Raw genomic sequence first — 17,303 nt, 5'->3', positions numbered from 1 at the left:
CGGTCAACGGCGGATGCGGGTCATCTTCGGGTCGAACAGGGGCTCTTCGGCGACCGTGGCGGGCACCTTCTCGCCGAAGTACTCCACGTGCACGCCGGTGCCGTCCGACAGACCCGCCGGGAGCCAGGCGTACGCGACACAGCGGCCGAGGGTGTAGCCGTACGAGGCGCTGGTCACGTACCCGGCGGGGGCGCCGTCCAGGTACACCGGTTCCCTGCCGAGCACCACGGCGGCGGGGTCGTCGAGGAGGAGGGGCGTGAGCCGCCGTTCCGGTTCGCCCGCGCACTCCAGCGCCTGCCTGCCGAGGAAGTCCGCCTTGTCCATGCGGACCGCGAAGCCGACGCCCGCCTCGTAGGGGTTGTCCTCGTCGGTCATGTCCGTGCCCCAGGCCCGGTACCCCTTCTCCAGCCGCAGGGAGTTGAAGGCGGACCGCCCGGCGGCGATCACGCCGAGTCCGCGCCCGGCCTCCCACAGCGTGTCCCAGAGCCTGAGCCCCAGGTCGGCCGTGGTGTACAGCTCCCAGCCCAGCTCACCGACATAGCTCAGACGCAGTGCGGTGACCGGGACGTGGCCGACGTACGTCTCCTTCGCGCGGAAGTAGCCGAACGCCTCGTGCGAGAAGTCGTCCGGGGTGAGCGGCTGTACGAGGTCGCGGGCGAGCGGGCCCCAGACGCCGACGCAGCAGGTGCCGGAGGTGATGTCCCTGACGTGGACACCGTCCGGCGCGTGGCGCAGCAGGTGGTCCAGGTCGGCGGGGGAGTTGGCGCCGACCTGGAAGCGGTCGGGGGCGAGGCGGGCGACGGTGAGGTCGGAGCGGATGCCGCCGCTTTCGTCGAGGAGGAGCGTGTAGGTGACCGCGCCGGGCTTCTTGCGGAGGTTGTTGCTGGTCATGCGGTCGAGGAAGGCCAGGGCTCCGGGGCCGGCGACTTCCAGGCGGCGCAGCGGGGTCATGTCGTACAGGGCGACCCGTTCCCGGGTGGCGTGTGCCTCCGCCGCCGCGATCGGGGACCAGTGGCGGGCCGACCAGGCGTCACGCTCGGGCAGGTGGAGGTTCGCGGCGAGAGGGGCGTTCGCCTCGTACCAGTGCGGGCGTTCCCAGCCGCCGCCCTCCAGGAAGTAGGCGCCGAGCTGCTGCTGACGGGTGTGGAAGGGACTCACCCGGAGCGGCCGCGGCCGCTCCATCGGCTGGAGCGGGTGGACGACGTCGTACACCTCCACGAACTGCTGTGCACCACGGTCACGGACGTACGCCGGCGAACGCTGCGCCTCCTCGAACCGCGTGAGGTCGCACTCGTGCACGTCGATCGACGGCCGCCCGTTCACCATCCACTCGGCGACGGCCTTGGCGACCCCGGCCGAGTGGGTCACCCAGACCGCCTCCGCCAGCCAGAACCCGCGCAGCAGGCGGGATTCGCCGAGGACCGGCATGCCGTCCGGGGTGAAGGAGAAGACGCCGTTGAACCCGGACTCGATCCCGGCCCGGCGCAGGTCCGGCATCAGCCGACGGCAGTCCTCCCAGCTGGGCGCCCAGTCCTCCCGGGTGAAGGGGTACGACGACGGCATGTCCATGCCCCGGGCGCGGGCCTCGTCGTGACCGGGGACGGTGAAGGGGTCCACGGGCAGCGGACGGTGGGCGTAGGAGCCGATGCCGAGACGGTCGCCGTGTTCGCGGAAGTACAGGTCCCGGTCCTGGAAGCGGAGGATCGGCTTCGAGGCCTCCGCCGTGGCGGCGCGCAGCTCGGGCAATGGCCCGGTCCGCGCGTACTGATGGGCGAGCGGTTGCAGGGGGACGTCGACCCCCGCCATGCGACCGACGACCGGCCCCCAGAAACCCGCCGCCGAGACGACGTGGTCGGCCGGGAAGGCGCCCCGGTCGGTGACCACGCCCGTGACCCTGCCGTCCGCCCGCTCGATGCCGGTGACGGTGTGCCGGTCCAGGGCACGGGCGCCGCGGGCGACGGCTCGGTCCAGCTGGGCGCCGGAGGCGTGCAGGGCGCGGGCCAGGCCGTCTTCCGGGGTGTGGAAGCCGCCGAGGACCACCGACGCGTCGAGCAGCGGCCAGAGTTCCTTGCAGCGGGCGGCGCCGACGATCTCGCCGCGCACGCCCCAGGAGGCGGCGTACCCGGCCCGGCGGTGCAGGTCGGCGAGGCGCTCCGGAGTGGTCGCCAGCTCCAGGCCGCCGACCTGCTGGAAGCACGGCACACCGGCCGAGGTGAGCGAGGTGAACTTCTCGACGGTGTACCGGGCGAAGGCCGTCAGGGTGCGGGACGGACCGGTGCGGAAGACCAGGCCGGGCGCGTGCGAGGTGGAGCCGCCGGGGGCGGGCAGCGGGCCCTTTTCGAGGACGGTGACGTCCGTCCACCCGCGGGCGGTCAGTTCGTCGGCGAGGGAGCAGCCGACGATGCCGGCGCCGATGACCACCACGCGGGGCGGGCGGCCGGGGTCACGGGTGTTCACAGGACCACCACCGAGCGCAGCACCTCGCCGCGGTGCATCTTGGCGAACGCCTCCTCCACCCCGTCCAGCGTCGTCGTCTCCGAGACGAAGGCACCCAGGTCCAGCAGTCCGTGCAGGTACTGGTCGATCAGGAACGGGAAGTCGCGGCTGGGCAGGCAGTCGCCGTACCAGGACGACTTGATCGCGCCGCCGCGCGAGAACACGTCGGCGAGCGGGAGCTCCACCGTCGTCCCGGGCGTGGGGACACCGACCTGGACCAGCACTCCGGCGTGGTCGCGCATGTAGAAGGCCTGGCGGAACGTCTCCGGGCGGCCCACCGCGTCGATCGCGATGTCCACGCCGTGGCCGTCGGTGAGGGCGCGGACCGCTTCGACCGGGTCGGTGCCGCGCGAGTCGACGGTGTGCGTGGCGCCGAACCGTTCCGCCCGGTCCAGCTTCCGGCCGTCCACATCGACCGCGATGACCTTCACGGCGCCGTTCAGGGCGGCGCCCGCGATCGCCGCGTCGCCCACGCCGCCGCAGCCGATGACGGCGACCGAGTCGCCCCGTCCCACCTTGCCCGTGTGCACGGCGGCGCCGTATCCGGCCATCACCCCGCAGCCGACGAGACCTGCGGCCTCGGGCCGGGCGGCCGGGTCGACCCTCACCGCCTGACCGGCCGCGACCAGCGTCTTCTCCGCGAACGCCCCGATGCCCAGGGCGGCGGTGAGCGGGGTGCCGTCCGGCAGTGTCATCGGCTGGGCGGCATTGCGCGACTGGAAGCAGTACCAGGGGCGGCCGCGCCGGCAGGACCGGCAGCCCCCGCAGGGAGCGCGCCACGCCAGCACCACGTAGTCGCCCGGCGCGAGGCCGCCGACGCCCTCGCCGACGGCCTCGACCGTGCCGGCCGCCTCGTGACCCAGCAGGAAGGGGAAGTCGTCCGTGACCGCACCGTCCCGGTAGTGCAGATCCGTGTGGCAGACCCCGCAGGCCTGCACCGCGACCAGCACCTCGCCGGGCCCCGGATCCGGGACGACGATCGTCTGCACCTCGACGGGTGCGCCCCTCTTCACAGCGACTACGGCACGGACCTCGTGTGGCACGACAAGCTCCTCTGCTGTTGCGCATAGCACGATGGGTTGCGCGATGAGAAACATAGTGAGAACGCTGTCCAGGAGCCGTCAAGAGGTACGGGTCAACCCCTCGGCAAAAGGGAACGGGACGGCCGAAACGCGCCGAGACGGCTCGCCCGGCTGTCCGCGCGGACCCTGACGCCCGGTCAGCCGCCGTAGCCCATGCGGCGGGACAGTTCGCCCCCCGCCGCCGAGGTGCGCTTCGCCAGGTCCGGCAGGCGGTCCGGCGTGAGCCGGTAGACCGGGCCCGAGACGCTGATCGACGCGATCACCTTGCCGTCGTGGGACCGGACGGGTGCCGCCACCGCGGCCAGCCCGATCTCCAGCTCCTCCTGGGTGATCGCGTAGCCCTGCCCGGTCACGGTCTCCAACTCGCCGCGCAGCACCGCCGCGCCGGTGACGGTGTGCTCGGTGAACCGGTGCAGCGGGCGGGCCAGCAGGCCCTCGCGCAACGTGGGCGGCAGATGGGCCAGCAGTACCTTGCCGCTGGCGGTGGCGTGCAGCGGGGTGCGCCGGCCGAGCCAGTTCTGCGCGGTCACCGAGGCGATGCCGCGGGCCTGCATGACGTTGACCGCCGCGTCGTCGTCCAAGACCGCGATGTTCGCCGTCTCGCCGAGTTCGTCGGCGAGTTCGCGGCAGAGCGGCACGCCCTCCTGCGAGATGTCCAGCCGTACCGCGGCCGCCCCGGCGAGGCGCAGCACGCCGGCGCCCAGGTAGTACTTGCCGCGCTCCTTCTCCTGGGCCACCAGGCCTCGGTTCTCCAGCACGCCGAGCAGCCGGAAGGCGGTGGACTTGTGCACCTCCAGCTCGTCGGCGATCTCGGTGACGCCCGCCTCGCCGTGCCGGGCGAGGATCTCCAGCACGCTCACGGCGCGGTCCACCGACTGCACGGCGCCGGCCGCGCCCCTGCCGCCGGCCTGCTTGTTCGCCACGCGGTCCTCACGATGGTCGGGCTGCCTCTGTGTGCGGGTCATGGCTCAACTCTCATCACCTGACGGCCCTGTGGGGACCGCGTCCGCGGGAAGCCCTTGACGGCACGGGCACCCGCCCCGGATTCTGTTGCGCATAGCGCTCTCCAGTGCGCCATGTGAAACATCATGTTACCCAAGCGTCCGGAACCCGGAAGGGCACGCGTACCGCGGCCCGACAGGACCCGCGTTCCGGACCGAGAGGGGAGCCCCCATGATTCCGGTCTGCCGCCTCGAAGACCTCCCCAAGGGCGAGTCCGCCCGCGTCGCGTCCACTCCGCCGATCGCCGTCTTCCACACCGACGACGGCGGTCTCTACGCCATCGACGACACCTGCAGCCACCAGGACGCCTCCCTGTCCGAGGGCTGGCTCGAGGGCTGCCTGGTCGAATGCCCGCTGCACGCCGCCTCGTTCGACCTGCGCACCGGCCGGCCCACCTGCCTCCCGGCCCGCAGGCCCGTGCGCACCCACCGGGTCTCCGTCGACGGCGACGGTGTCGTCCACGTCCACCTCGCCGCCGAGGAGGGGAGCGCCGCATGAGGACCGTGACCGTCGTCGGCGCCTCGCTGGCCGGCCTGTACGCCGCCCGGGAACTGCGGGCCCAGGGCTTCGACGGCCGACTGGTGATCGTCGGTGACGAACCGCACCGGCCCTACGACCGGCCGCCCCTCTCCAAGGAGTACCTCACCGGCCGGGCCGACGAGGACCGGCTGGCGCTCACCGACGCGGAGGAGACCGCCGGCCTGGACGCCGAGTGGCTGCTCGGCGTCCGCGCCCGCGGGCTGGACGCGCGCGGGCGTACCGTCCTGCTCGACGGCGGACGCACCCTCTCCACCGACGGCGTCGTCGTCGCCACCGGCGCGTCGGCCCGGTCCCTGACCTGGGGCCGACCGTCCGGCGACCAATCGTCCGGCGACCGACTGCCCGGCGTCCACACCCTGCGCACCTTGGACGACGCCCGCGCCCTGCGCGCCGAACTCACCCGCGAGCCACGCCGGGTGGTCGTCGTCGGCGGCGGATTCATCGGCGCGGAGACCGCCTCCTCGTGCGCCGCCCTCGGGCACGAAGTCACCGTCGTCGAGGCCGCCGCCCTCCCCCTCGCGCCCCAGCTCGGACCCGAGATGGCCGCCGTGTGCGCCGCGCTGCACCGCCGGGGTGGTGTCGCGCTGGTCACGGGCGCCTCAGTGAGCGCGCTGCGGGGCGGCGGGACCGTCACCGGGGTGGCACTCACCGACGGGCGCGCCCTGCCCGCCGACGTGGTGATCGTCGGCATCGGAGCCACGCCCAACACCGCCTGGCTGGCGGGCTCGCCGCTGCTCCTGAACGACGGCGTCCTGTGCGACGGCGGCTGTGTGACATCCCTGCCGCAGGTAATCGCCGTCGGTGATGTGGCCCGCGTCGGCGGTACGCGCGCGGAGCACTGGACCTCCGCCACCCGGCAGCCCCGGGCTGCCGTGGCCAACCTGCTCGCCGGACGCACGGTGGAGAGCGCGAGGTCGGTTCCGTACTTCTGGTCCGACCAGTACGGCGCCCGCCTTCAGTTCGCCGGCCGGCGACGGGTGGGCGACACCGTCCGCGTCGTCGAGGGCGGGGTGAACGACGGCGCTCCGGGCGAGGACGGTCTTCTCGCCCACTACGAACGCAACGGCCGGACCACCGCCGTGCTCGCCGTGGACCGCCCCCGCTCCTTCCTGAGGGCGCGCCGCGAACTCGCCCGCGAGGCCGACCCGGCCGTGCCGGCGTAGTCCGGCGACTCCCGCCGTCCGGACGGTGCCGCCCGGCCGCTCAGGGGTGCGACAGCTGTCCCGCGCCGCCCCGACGACCTATCCGCCCCGGGCCCCGCTCGGCGGCCCGCGCCTGCCGCCTCGCCCGGCGACGCTCGCGGCGCATGGCCCGCGCGGTGCTGCTCGGCACCGACACGACACCGTGCCGCTGGTTCCACACCTGCCGGGTCACCCACACGTCCAGCACGCCCCAAGTGGCCACCACCGTGCCCGCCACACTGCCGAGCACCATCGGGAACGCCAGCCAGGACTCCGCCAGCGTGCACAGGAAGGCCACCATCGCCATTATCAGCGTCACGGCGACCACCAGCACCGCGCGAACGGCCGCCGTACGCACCGGATCCGGCATCCGGCGGCGCCGCGCGGGCTCCTCGCTCCACAACGGCCGGTACCCCGACGGCCGCTCGCCCGCCCGGGTGTCCGGCCCGGTCGCCGGAACGTCACGATCCGGCGCCGCCGGTGCGGGCACCCGCACCCCGGTCACCTCGGCCGCACCGTCGTCCGCGGGCGTCCCGCGCCGCTCCGCCGTGCCCATCAACATGTCACTCCCCACCGCCGGCAGACCGCTCGTCCGTGTCCGAGGACACGTCTCCCCTCTGACTGCCCGGCTTGCACTGCTTTACGCCGCCCAGGGGCGGGACGCGGCTCCTGTGGCCGATTCCGCCTCCGTTTCCCGTAGTGAAGGACGAACGACGGCTCCCCAAGATTCCCGAAAGTCCCGCGCAGTCGAATAATTTCGGCCAATCCCCCCGTCACGCCGTCGCGACCGCGTCGCGCCCGTCCGGCGATCCCGGGAGGCAATCTCCCGCAATGACCGGACAACTGACCATCGCCCGCCCCGGGTGCGGAAGTTCGGCCTCCGGACGGGTCTTCGAGTTACCTGTGCGTCAGTAGTAGGCTCGCGCCGTTTGTTGACGCACATGAGTACCCCCGCCGGTGGGGGTCGAGCTGGGGGAGGCCATGCGCTTTCGCGGGAAGTCGATCCGCCGGAAGATCGTGGCGCTGCTGCTCGTGCCGCTGGTGTCCCTGACCGCGATCTGGGCCTTCGCCACGGTACTGACGGGCCGGGAGGCGGCACGGCTGTTCAGCGTCTCCACCGTCGTCGAGGAGATCGGCTACCCGGTCGAGGACACCGTCCGGGTCCTCCAGCAGGAACGCCGCCAGACCCTCGTCCACCTCGCCGACCCCCGCGCCTCCGACGGGCTGGCCGCGCTGGAGCGCAGCCGCACCGCCACCGACGGGGCCGTCGCCGAGATCCGCCGCAACGCCGCCGACGCCGGCGTACGGGACGACCTCGGCCAGGCCGGGGACGAACGGCTCACCGCGGTACTGGACGCCTTCGACGGCCTCGGTTCCCTGCGCCGCAGCGTCGAGGACGGCACGGTGAACCGCGCCCAGGCCCTCGGCCTCTACAACCGCCTGGTCGACCCCTGCCACGATCTGCTCGCCAACCTCAACGTCGTCGACGACGTGGGCCTCGACAAGCAGTACCGCGCGCTCGTCAACGTCTCCCGCGCCCGGGAGTTCCTCTCCCGCGAGGACGCCCTCCTCGGCTCCGCGCTGGTCACCGGGCGGCTCAGCCGCACCGAGATACGGGACGTCTCCGACCTCGTCGCGCAGCGCACCGTGATGTACGACATCAACCTGCCGCTGCTGCCCTCCACCGAACGCGGCCGCTACCAGCGCTTCTGGAAGAACGCCTCCTCCGCCCCGCTCCGGGTCGCCGAGCAGGCCGCCGTCTCCTCCGACACCGGCACGCCGCGCGGAGTCACCGCCAAGAGCTGGGACACCGCCGCCGGGAGCGTCCTGAAGGAACTCGGCGAACTCGACGACAACGCCGCCGACCGCTACCAGGACCGCGTCGACCCGGTCGCCACCAGCACCATCGCCAAGGCCGTCGTCGCCGGAGCGCTCGGCCTGCTGGCCCTGCTGTACTCCCTCTTCCTCTCCGTCCGCATCGGCCGCTCCCTCATCCGCGACCTCAAGCAGCTGCGCCTGGAGGCCCACGAGGCCTCCGGCGTCCGCCTGCCCAGCGTGATGCGCCGCCTGTCGGCGGGCGAGGAGGTCGACGTCGAGACCGAGGTACCGCGCCTCGAGTACGACCGGAACGAGATCGGCGAGGTCGGCCAGGCCCTCAACACCCTCCAGCGGGCCGCCGTGGAAGCCGCCGTCAAGCAGGCCGAACTCCGCTCGGGCGTCTCCGAGGTCTTCGTCAACCTCGCGCGCCGCAGCCAGGTCCTCCTGCACAAGCAGCTGACCCTGCTCGACACCATGGAGCGCAGGACCGAGGACACCGAGGAACTCGCCGACCTGTTCCGCCTGGACCACCTGACCACCCGCATGCGCCGGCACGCCGAGGGCCTGGTCATCCTCTCCGGCGCCGCACCCTCCCGGCAGTGGCGCAAGCCCGTCCAGCTGATGGACGTGGTGCGGGCCGCCGTCGCCGAGGTCGAGGACTACGAGCGCATCGAGGTCCGCAGGCTGCCGCGCGTCGCCGTCACGGGACCCGCGGTCGCCGACCTCACCCACCTGGTGGCCGAACTCCTCGAGAACGCCACGGTGTTCTCGCCGCCGCACACCGCGGTGCAGGTCCTGGGCGAACGCGTCGCCAACGGCTTCACCCTGGAGATCCACGACCGCGGCCTCGGCATGGCCGCCGACGCCCTTCTCGACGCCAATCTCCGACTGGCCGAGACACCCGAGTTCGAGCTGTCCGACACCGACCGGCTCGGCCTGTTCGTCGTCAGCCGGCTGGCCCAGCGGCAGAACGTCCGGGTCTCCCTGCAGCCGTCCCCCTACGGCGGCACCACCGCGGTCGTCTTCGTCCCCGACGCGCTGCTCACCGACGACGCCCCGGACACCAACGGCGTCGGCTTCCGCCTCGACCGTCCCCAGCACGTCAAGGACAAGGAGCGGGAGGAGAACCGCCGTTCCGCCCTCTCCCACGTGCCCGCACGGCTCCCGGAGCGCCCGGCCGCGCTGCTGGACGGACCCGTCGAACTGGAGGCGCCCGTAGACCTGGACGCTCTCGACGACCTCCCGGGCGCGCTCGACGACCAGGACAGCGAACGCGGCGGCCTGTTCCGCCCGCGCCGCTCCCTGGTCGCGGCCGACGACGACCAGGTGGCCCGCCGCACCGGACCGCGACGCCCCGAGCCCCGGCAGGGTGGTGAGGCGACGGCCGAGGACCAAACCGGGGCGAACCCACCGGTGGCACTGCCCCGCCGCCGCACCCCCAAGCTGGTCAGCTCGCACGGGCGCCCCGTCGCCGAACGCGGCGCCCGGAACGGCGCCGACGGGCCGACCGAGGGCGGCCCGGACCGGACGGAGCCCCCGAACGCGTCCCGCACCCGGGCGGACGAGCTGCCCGCCCTGCCCGCCCGCCGACGCGGAGATCGCTCCGCCGACCGCACCCGGGATCCCGTCACCGACCGCACCGAGGACCCCACGACCGAGCGCAGTGGCGGCGCGCCCTCCGCGCGCGCGGACGCTCCGCCCCCGGACGCCGAGGCGGGGGCGCTGCCCCGACGCGTCCGGCAGGCCAGTCTGGCCCCTCAGCTCAGGCAGAGCCCCGAACCGGCCGCCGAAGACCGCTCCGACCCCGCCGACCGTGACGCCGACGAGGTACGCAGCCGCATGGCCTCGCTCCAGCGCGGCTGGCAGCGCGGCCGCAAGGAGAACGCCACGGGTGACGACCCGCCCGGCGGCACAGCACCATCAGCACCACGAGGAACGACAAAGGGGGACGGTCGATGACCGCACCGAAGGCGACCGGCCACACCGCGACCAAGTCCGGGGAGCTGAACTGGCTCCTCGACGACCTGGTGGACCGCGTCGCGAGCATCCGCAAGGCCGTCGTCCTGTCCGGCGACGGCCTGGCCACGGGTGTGTCCAAGGACCTGACCAGGGAGGACAGCGAGCACCTGGCCGCCGTGGCGTCCGGATTCCACAGCCTGGCCAAGGGCGTGGGCCGGCACTTCGAGGCGGGCAGCGTCCGGCAGACCGTCGTCGAACTCGACGAAGCCTTCCTGTTCGTCACGGCCGCCGGCGACGGGAGCTGCCTGGCCGTCCTCTCCGACGCGGACTCGGACGTCGGCCAGGTCGCCTACGAGATGACCCTGCTCGTCAAGCGGGTCGGCGTGCATCTGGGCACCGCGCCGCGCACCGATCTGCCCTCGGGCGGGTAAGTGGGATGACATGAGCGCAGACGGTCAGGGAAGAAACCACTGGTTCGACGACGAGGCCGGCCCCGTCGTCCGTCCGTACGCCATGACGCGCGGCCGCACCAGCAGCGCGGCCCAGCACCGCCTCGACCTGATCGCGGTGGTCGTCACGGAACCGCACGCGGACGATCCGGAGGCGGACGTCACCCTCTCCCCGGAGCACGTGGACATCGTCGGCCTGTGCCGCGACGCCCCGCAGTCGATCGCCGAGCTCGCCGCCGGACTCGACCTCCCCATCGGGGTCGTGCGGGTCCTGGTCGGTGACCTCGTGGACATCGAACTCGTCCACGTCAACCGCCCCGTGCCCCCGGCCGAACTGCCGGACGAGAACATTCTGCGCGACGTGATCAGCGGGTTGAGGGCACTGTGAGCCGGCCCCCGGGCCCGTCGGGCGGCGGCAGGTTAAGGAGAAGAGACCGATGATCTTCGGGCGTTCCCAGCGCGGCAAGCCGCCGGTCGAGCCCGTCACGCTCAAGATCCTGGTGGCCGGAGGATTCGGCGTGGGCAAGACCACCCTCGTCGGCGCGGTCAGCGAGATCAGGCCGCTGCGCACCGAGGAGCTGCTCACCGAGGCCGGGCGGCCCGTCGACGACGTCAGCGGCGTGGAAGGCAAGCACACCACCACGGTGGCCATGGACTTCGGGCGGATCACCCTGCGCGAGGACCTGGTGCTGTACCTCTTCGGCACGCCCGGCCAGGAGCGGTTCTGGTTCATGTGGGACGAGCTGTCCGAGGGCGCGCTGGGTGCCGTCGTGCTGGCCGACACCCGGCGCCTGGAGGACTGTTTCGCCGCCATCGACTACTTCGAGCGGCGCTCCATCCCGTTCGTGGTCGGCGTCAACTGCTTCGAGGGATCGGCGCGCTACCCGGGCGAGACCGTCCGCCAGGCCCTCGATCTCGACGGGGACGTGCCCTTGGTGATGTGCGACGCCCGGGACCGGGAGTCCGTCAAGGAGGTCCTCATCGGCGTCGTCCAGCACGCGATGACCCAGGCGTCGGACCGCCGCCGGGCCGTCCCGACCTGAGAGCCCGCCGGCCGGGCCGCCGCACGCCGCCAGGGGCACGTCCCCGTCGTCCGTGCGGCCGCACCCTTCTCCACCGGCGCACGTCGGTCGTGAAGGCCGACCGGAACCCGCACAGCGACCGCGGCCCCGCCCGCACGGCCCCCCGCGGAACGGCGGCCCCGCCGGCTCAGCCGGCCGGCGCCGTCGTCCGGTCCGTGCCGCGCCTGACCTCGTGGCCCGGCAGGTCCGGCCTGCCCAGCACCCAACTCGCCCCGCGCAACGCCTTCGCGGCCCTCTTCAGCGGCGCCAGGCAGGCCGCCGCCCGCCGGTGGTCGGGCACGCTGCCCGGCGCGCACAGGACCGTCGCCAGGGACAGCGTGACGGGCCGCCCGCCGGCCGACCACGACACGTCCAGCACAGCGGAAGCCAGCGGATCCAGCACCTCCGGGTCGCAGAGCACCAGGAAGTCGTCACCGCCGATGTGCCCCACGCGGGTCCCCCCGCCGGCCGTCCGCACGAGCGTCCGCCCGACCGACCGGATCAGCTCGTCGCCCGCGGCGAACCCGGCCCCGTCGTTGACCTGCTTGAAGTGGTCCACGTCGAGCCAGCTCAGAGCGAACGCCCGCCCGGCCGCGACCCGCCGGTCCACCTCGTACGTGATCGCGTCCGAACCGGGCAGCCGCGTCAGCGGATTGAGCCCGGCCGCCTCCTCCACCCGGCTCTCCGCCAGCGCCCGCACCAGGTCCGAGAGCCGTACGACGCCCACGCACCGTCCGCGGGCGTCCACCACGGCCACGTCGTCCGACGTACGGCTCGGACCACCGACGGCCACCACGTCCAGCACCTCCCACGCCGTCGCGTCGACGCCCACCGTCCGCGGCGGGTCGCCGAGCCTCGCGGCGGGCCGGTCGGCGTACAGGGCGTGCCCGTAGCGCCCCGACATCGACAACAGGAAGCGGGAGCGGTGCACCGAGCGCACCGGAATCCCGTCCCGGTCCACGAGCAGCACCCCGGAGACGTCCGGCGACCCGGTCAGCAGCGCCCGCACCCGCCCCGCCGAGGCCGTCGCCGGCAACAGCGCGGCCGGGCGCACGAACTGCCGTACCGGCGGCCCCGGCCGAGGCGTCGGCACGAGACCGGGGGAGCCGGGCGGAACGTACACATCCGCCGCGGGCAGCCGGGCGGGCGGTGCGAACAGCTCGCCCTGTGCCAACTGCGCCCCCGCCGACCGCGCGACGGCACACTGCGCCTCCGTCTCCACGCCCTCGACGGCCAGCAGCGCCCCCGACTCGTCGCACAGCACCCGCATCGCCCGCACGGCCGCCGGCCGCGCCAGCAGCGACGCGTCGAGCTTCACCAGCTCCGGTGCCAGATCCGCCAGCAGCCGCAACGGCGCGTCCCCGTCACCGACCCCGTCCGCCGAGATCCGGAACCCCTGCCCGCGCAACACGCCCACCGCGTCGAGCAGGGCCCGCCGCGGCACGTGCGTGTACGGCGGGCACACGTCCAGCGTCACCTCCCACGGCAGCCGCCCCGCCTCGCGCACGGCGTCGTGCAGGGGCTGGAGACCACCGAGGTCGGCGAGCGTGCCCGCGAACACGTTGACGTGCAGCGGCAGCAGCGTCTCCCGGCGCACCGCCGCACGCAGCGCCGACACCGCCAGCAGGCCGTCGAGTTCGGGATCGCGCCGCGCCTCGGCGAGCACGTCGCCGCTCTCCGGCCGGGCCAGTATCTCCAGCGCCGCGACCCCGCCGGTCATCAGGTTGACCACCGGCTGGAAGGCGAAGCGGAGAGTGTCCGTCCAGGAGCGCACGGGAGCAGGATGGCGCGGCAGGCTCCCACCCGGGCCCGGTTCACGCGACGTTCACGCAGGATTCCGGTGCGCTCACGCAGCGTGTGTCCGGCGAGTCGCGGTGCCGCCCACTTCCCTCCCGGAGCCCCGCCCTGATAAATGCAGGGGACATGACACGACTCTCCGCCGCCCTCCGCGGTCTGGCCACCACCTTCGCCGCCCTGCTCGCCGTCACCGCCGTCCCCGCCGCGTCCGCCCCCGCCACCGCGCAGGCACGGCACGAACCGAGGGCCCCCGAGGACTTCGTGGCCCTGCGCGCCGTCGACCCGACGATCATCGAGGAGATGCGCTACGTCACCGCGCACAACTTCGTCGGGGAGCGCATCGACGGCTACCGGCAGCCCCTGTGCATCCTCACCCGCCCCGCGGCCGAAGCCCTCCACCTCGCCCAGACCCGCCTGCTGCGGCAGGGCTACTCCCTCAAGGTGTACGACTGCTACCGGCCCCAGCGCGCCGTCGACCACTTCGTGCGCTGGGCCGAAGACCTCGACGACCAGGACATGAAGGCCGAGTTCTACCCGGACGTCGACAAGACCCGCCTCTTCGCCGACGGCTACATCGCCGAGAAGTCCGGCCACAGCCGCGGCTCCACCATGGACCTCACCCTCGTGCGGCTCCCGGCGAAGCCCACTCGCCCGTACCACCCCGGACAGCCCCTGGTGTCCTGTTTCGCTCCGAAGGACGAGCGCTTCCCCGACAACTCCGTCGACATGGGCACCGGCTACGACTGCTTCGACACCCGCTCGCACACCCTCGACCCCCGAGTCCAGGGCGCCCAGCGCGCCAACCGGCTGCTGCTCAAGGACACCCTGGAGGACCTCGGCCTGGTGAACCTCCCCGAGGAGTGGTGGCACTTCACCTACCAGCCCGAGCCCTACCCCGACACCTACTTCGACTTCCCCGTCTCCGCGAAGTCGCTCTCCGACCGCCGCTGACCGGCCTGCCGGAGCCGTCCCCTCCGTAAATCGGATACAGTCCGCCGCGTGTCCGAAACTCAAACCTCCGTTCCCAACTCCGCGGCCGACTCCCACTGTTCGAGCTGCGGATCGCCCTACGGAGAGGGCGTCTCCGGCTGGCCCCGCACCTGCCCCGGGTGCGGCACCGTGGCCTACCGAAACCCGCTGCCGGTCGCGGTGGCCCTCCAGCCCGTGTACGACACCCAGGGCACCGCCCTGGTCGTCATCACCCGCACCGTTCCCCCCGCGCGCGGCGGCGTCGCCCTGCCCGGCGGCTACATCGACGACCGTGAGGACTGGCGACAGGCCGTCGTCCGCGAGCTCAAGGAGGAGACCGGCATCGACGCCGCGAGCCGCGACGTACGGCTCGCCGACGCCATGAGCTCGCCCGACGGCCACCTGCTCCTCTTCGGGCTGCTGCCCGAGCGGCCGGCCGAGGGCCTGCCGCCCTCGGCCGCCACGGACGAAACCCAGGGGTGGCACCTCCTGCGCAGGTCGGAAGAGCTCGCGTTCCCGCTCCACACCAGGGCCGTACGCGCCTTCTTCGAGGGCCGCTACATCTGAGCCGGACGCTCAGCGAGCCCACGGACGCGGACCGGGCAGGACGGCTCGCTCAGACCGTCCTCGCCCTCCCGCACCACGACGACCCGCCGCCCCTCCCAGCGGGACACGTACCGTTCGATCTCCGGTTCCACCCAGCCGTCGCCCGCGTCCGGCACGACCAGCCCACCGCCGGTCCGCCCCGGCGCGGGCGCCCAGACCTCGAGCTGCGCCGCGCCGTCCGCTCCCCGCACCGGAATCACCGCTCCCGCGCGCGCGAACACCGGTATCCGCGCCGAAGGCGCGTCGACCAGAACCTGCGCCGGTCCGTCGTACGCCCGCTCCGTCACCACGTCGTACCAGCGGCCCCGCGGCAACCGCACCGCACGCCGGTCCGTCCCGGCACCGAGCACCGGGGCCACCAGCAGACAGTCGCCCAGCAGAAAGGCGTCCTCGCAGTCCCGCAACGCCCGGTCCTCCGGCGCCGACCACCACAGCGGACGCACACACGGAGCACCCGTACGCCGGGCCAGGTGCGCCAGCGTCACGAAGTACGGCAGCAGCCGTCGCCGCTCGACGAGCGCCACGCGCGCGTGCTCCAGCACCTCGGCCCCGAACTCCCAAGGCTCCCGTCGCCCTGCCCGCGGGCCCGCGTGGGTGCGGAACAGCGGCAGGTACGCGGCCAGCTGCAACCACCGCAGATACAGCTCCGGGGAAGGATCGCCCTCGGAGCAGCCCACATCCGGTCCCGAGAACGGCACCCCGCACAGTCCGAGCCCCAGCACCTGCGCCAGCGACGCCCGCAACCCCGGCCATCCGGTGGCCACGGCCCCGGACCAGACGCCGCCGTAGCGCTGCAGACCGGCCCACCCGGAACGGGAGAGGACGAACGGCCGCTCCTCGGGCGCCAGCGCCCGCAGCCCTTCGTAACCGGCCCGCGCCATGCACAACGCGTAGACGTTGTGCGCCTCCCTGTGATCGCCGCCCCGGCCCTCCAACGCGTGCCGGGCCGACCGCGGCAGCATCGACTCCCCGAAGACGGCGAACGAGGTGGGCCCGTCCAGATCGTGCCAGAACCCGGCGAACCCCTGCCCGAGCCGCTCCTCGTAGAGCCGTCCCCACCACGCGCGTGCACGCGCGTACGTGAAGTCCGGGAAGACCACGTCCCCCGGACGCACCACACCCCGGACCACCGCCTTGGCCGCATCCCGCACGAACACGTCCCCGCGGGCACCGCCGTCGTACACGACGTCGCCGGGTTCGGCCCGAACCGCCGGCTCCACGGCCGACACCAGCCGGACGCCCTCCCTGCACAGCTCCTCGGCGAGTACGGGCAGCTTCGGGAACCGCTCCTCGTCGACGGTGAACATCCGCCGGGCATCGGCGTGCCCGACGCCCAGATGCACCGCGTCCAGGGGCAGATCCCGCTCCTGATGGCCGGCCACGACCCGCCTCAGATCCTGCTCGTCGCCGGAACCCCACAGCGCGTGATGATGCCCGAGCGCCCACGCCGGCGGCAGCGAGGGCGCCCCGGTCAGCGACGCCCAGGCCAGCAGCACGCGCGCGGGAGTACCCACCGTCACCCAGCACCGCAGCGGACCGCCGTCCATCCGCAGCACGCTCCGCCCCGGCCGGTCGTGCCCCGACCCGGCCCCCTCCTCACCCTCCCGCAACGCCACCGTGCCGTCCCACGTGCTGTCGTGGAAGACCAGGTGCGTCCCGGCGTCCGCCACCACCAGCTGCACCGGCATCGTGACGGACGACGCGCCCTCGGCGGAGGCGAAGGGCAGGCCGGGACCGGTGTTCCACAGCCGGTACGTGCCCTCGCGCAGCCGCGGACCCGCCGACCGCCCGCCGAGCCCGAAGAACCGGGCGTCGGCCGCCACCTCCGACCGCTGCGTCCACCGCGCAGGACCGCCGCCGACCGGCTCCCACCAGCGGGGCGGCAGCTCACGGCGCAGGACCACACCCCCCGGCGTACGCACCTCGACCGCGCCGTGCCGGGACACGGCCACCGTGGCGCGCTCCGCCACCACCCGCCAGCCGCCGTCCTTGTCCGGCTCCAGCACCGCCCGCGGATCCGGCTCCGGACAGCGGCCCGTCAACGCGTACGAAGGCTCGGGACCGGCCCCGTCCCACCCCCAGAAGACGGCTCCGTTCACCGCCACGAGAACGCGCAGCTCCGAGCGGCCGAACCGGAGGACACCGCCCCCGAGACCCGGCTCCACCTCCCGCAGCGGACCCGGCACCCGCGCCCGCTCCGCACCCCGCGGCGGCAGCCCGGCCGCATCCGCGCTCCGCCTGCGCCACGCCGCCCGTACCGTACGCAACCCCTGCGCCACCCCCACGGAACCGACCGTCTTCATCGAACGCACCAGGTCACGACCGTCCATGCTGCTCACCCTG

The 17,303-nt window shown here is 73.7% G+C and carries 14 protein-coding genes; 8 read left to right on the top strand and 6 right to left on the bottom strand.

The genetic code is table 11. The features are described from left to right. Positions 1–3 precede the first annotated feature (3 nt). The 3 genes from C4J65_RS03760 to C4J65_RS03750 form a co-directional block, all read right to left on the bottom strand. Positions 4–2,457 (bottom strand): FAD-dependent oxidoreductase, encoded by a 2,454-nt coding sequence (locus C4J65_RS03760; RefSeq protein ID WP_115741088.1) that lies wholly within the window; start codon positions 2,455–2,457, stop codon positions 4–6. Then, a complete protein-coding gene (locus C4J65_RS03755) occupies positions 2,454–3,539 on the bottom strand; it encodes an S-(hydroxymethyl)mycothiol dehydrogenase (protein WP_115741087.1) in 1,086 nt (361 codons plus the stop codon). Before C4J65_RS03755 ends, C4J65_RS03760 begins: the two co-directional genes overlap by 4 nt. Before the next feature lie 176 nt (positions 3,540–3,715). Then, the gene (locus C4J65_RS03750; protein ID WP_115746285.1) at positions 3,716–4,459 is read right to left on the bottom strand and encodes an IclR family transcriptional regulator; all 744 of its coding nucleotides are present in this window, start codon (positions 4,457–4,459) and stop codon (positions 3,716–3,718) included. A gap of 292 nt (positions 4,460–4,751) precedes the next feature. Here C4J65_RS03750 and C4J65_RS03745 point away from each other — a divergent pair, with 292 nt between their 5' ends. Then, positions 4,752–5,078, top strand: coding sequence for a bifunctional 3-phenylpropionate/cinnamic acid dioxygenase ferredoxin subunit (locus C4J65_RS03745; protein ID WP_115741086.1), 327 nt, complete (start codon positions 4,752–4,754; stop codon positions 5,076–5,078). After that, entirely contained in the window at positions 5,075–6,283 is a 1,209-nt protein-coding gene (locus tag C4J65_RS03740) for an FAD-dependent oxidoreductase (protein WP_205350952.1), read from the top strand. The genes C4J65_RS03745 and C4J65_RS03740 overlap by 4 nt, the downstream gene beginning before the upstream one ends. A gap of 40 nt (positions 6,284–6,323) precedes the next feature. On the opposite strand, the gene C4J65_RS03735 is transcribed toward C4J65_RS03740, so the two are convergent. Continuing rightward, entirely contained in the window at positions 6,324–6,863 is a 540-nt protein-coding gene (locus C4J65_RS03735) for a hypothetical protein (protein WP_115741085.1), read from the bottom strand. Between the two features lie 419 nt (positions 6,864–7,282). Here C4J65_RS03735 and C4J65_RS03730 point away from each other — a divergent pair, with 419 nt between their 5' ends. From C4J65_RS03730 to C4J65_RS03715, 4 genes are read left to right on the top strand one after another with little or no spacing between them, the layout of a single operon-like run. Then, positions 7,283–10,078, top strand: a complete 2,796-nt coding sequence (locus tag C4J65_RS03730; protein ID WP_115746283.1) for a nitrate- and nitrite sensing domain-containing protein — start codon at positions 7,283–7,285, stop codon at positions 10,076–10,078. Next, positions 10,075–10,509, top strand: coding sequence for a roadblock/LC7 domain-containing protein (locus tag C4J65_RS03725; RefSeq protein WP_052837959.1), 435 nt, complete (start codon positions 10,075–10,077; stop codon positions 10,507–10,509). Before C4J65_RS03730 ends, C4J65_RS03725 begins: the two co-directional genes overlap by 4 nt. A 10-nt stretch (positions 10,510–10,519) precedes the next feature. Beyond that, the gene (locus tag C4J65_RS03720) at positions 10,520–10,915 is read left to right on the top strand and encodes a DUF742 domain-containing protein (protein WP_115741084.1); all 396 of its coding nucleotides are present in this window, start codon (positions 10,520–10,522) and stop codon (positions 10,913–10,915) included. Between the two features lie 49 nt (positions 10,916–10,964). Further along, entirely contained in the window at positions 10,965–11,570 is a 606-nt protein-coding gene (locus tag C4J65_RS03715) for an ATP/GTP-binding protein (RefSeq protein ID WP_115741083.1), read from the top strand. Between the two features lie 166 nt (positions 11,571–11,736). On the opposite strand, the gene C4J65_RS03710 is transcribed toward C4J65_RS03715, so the two are convergent. Next, positions 11,737–13,362, bottom strand: coding sequence for a GGDEF domain-containing protein (locus tag C4J65_RS03710; protein WP_115741082.1), 1,626 nt, complete (start codon positions 13,360–13,362; stop codon positions 11,737–11,739). 149 nt (positions 13,363–13,511) lie between these two features. Between C4J65_RS03710 and C4J65_RS03705 the strand changes: the two genes are divergently transcribed. Beyond that, complete coding sequence (locus C4J65_RS03705) at positions 13,512–14,336, top strand: M15 family metallopeptidase (RefSeq protein ID WP_115741081.1); 825 nt, start codon at positions 13,512–13,514, stop codon at positions 14,334–14,336. 48 nt (positions 14,337–14,384) lie between these two features. Further along, positions 14,385–14,921 carry an NUDIX domain-containing protein gene (locus C4J65_RS03700; RefSeq protein ID WP_115741080.1) on the top strand — a complete coding sequence of 179 codons (537 nt, stop codon included), beginning with the start codon at positions 14,385–14,387 and terminating at the stop codon, positions 14,919–14,921. Here C4J65_RS03700 and C4J65_RS03695 read toward each other — a convergent pair. After that, on the bottom strand, positions 14,912–17,290 hold the full coding sequence (locus C4J65_RS03695; RefSeq protein ID WP_115741079.1) for a glycoside hydrolase family 31 protein: 2,379 nt from the start codon (positions 17,288–17,290) through the stop codon (positions 14,912–14,914). The genes C4J65_RS03700 and C4J65_RS03695 overlap by 10 nt on opposite strands. Positions 17,291–17,303 lie beyond the last annotated feature (13 nt).

This window comes from Streptomyces sp. CB09001 (assembly GCF_003369795.1).
Classification (GTDB): domain Bacteria; phylum Actinomycetota; class Actinomycetes; order Streptomycetales; family Streptomycetaceae; genus Streptomyces.
The sequence above is the reverse complement of the archived record's forward strand: the minus strand, read 5'-3'. Positions and strand labels throughout refer to the sequence as shown.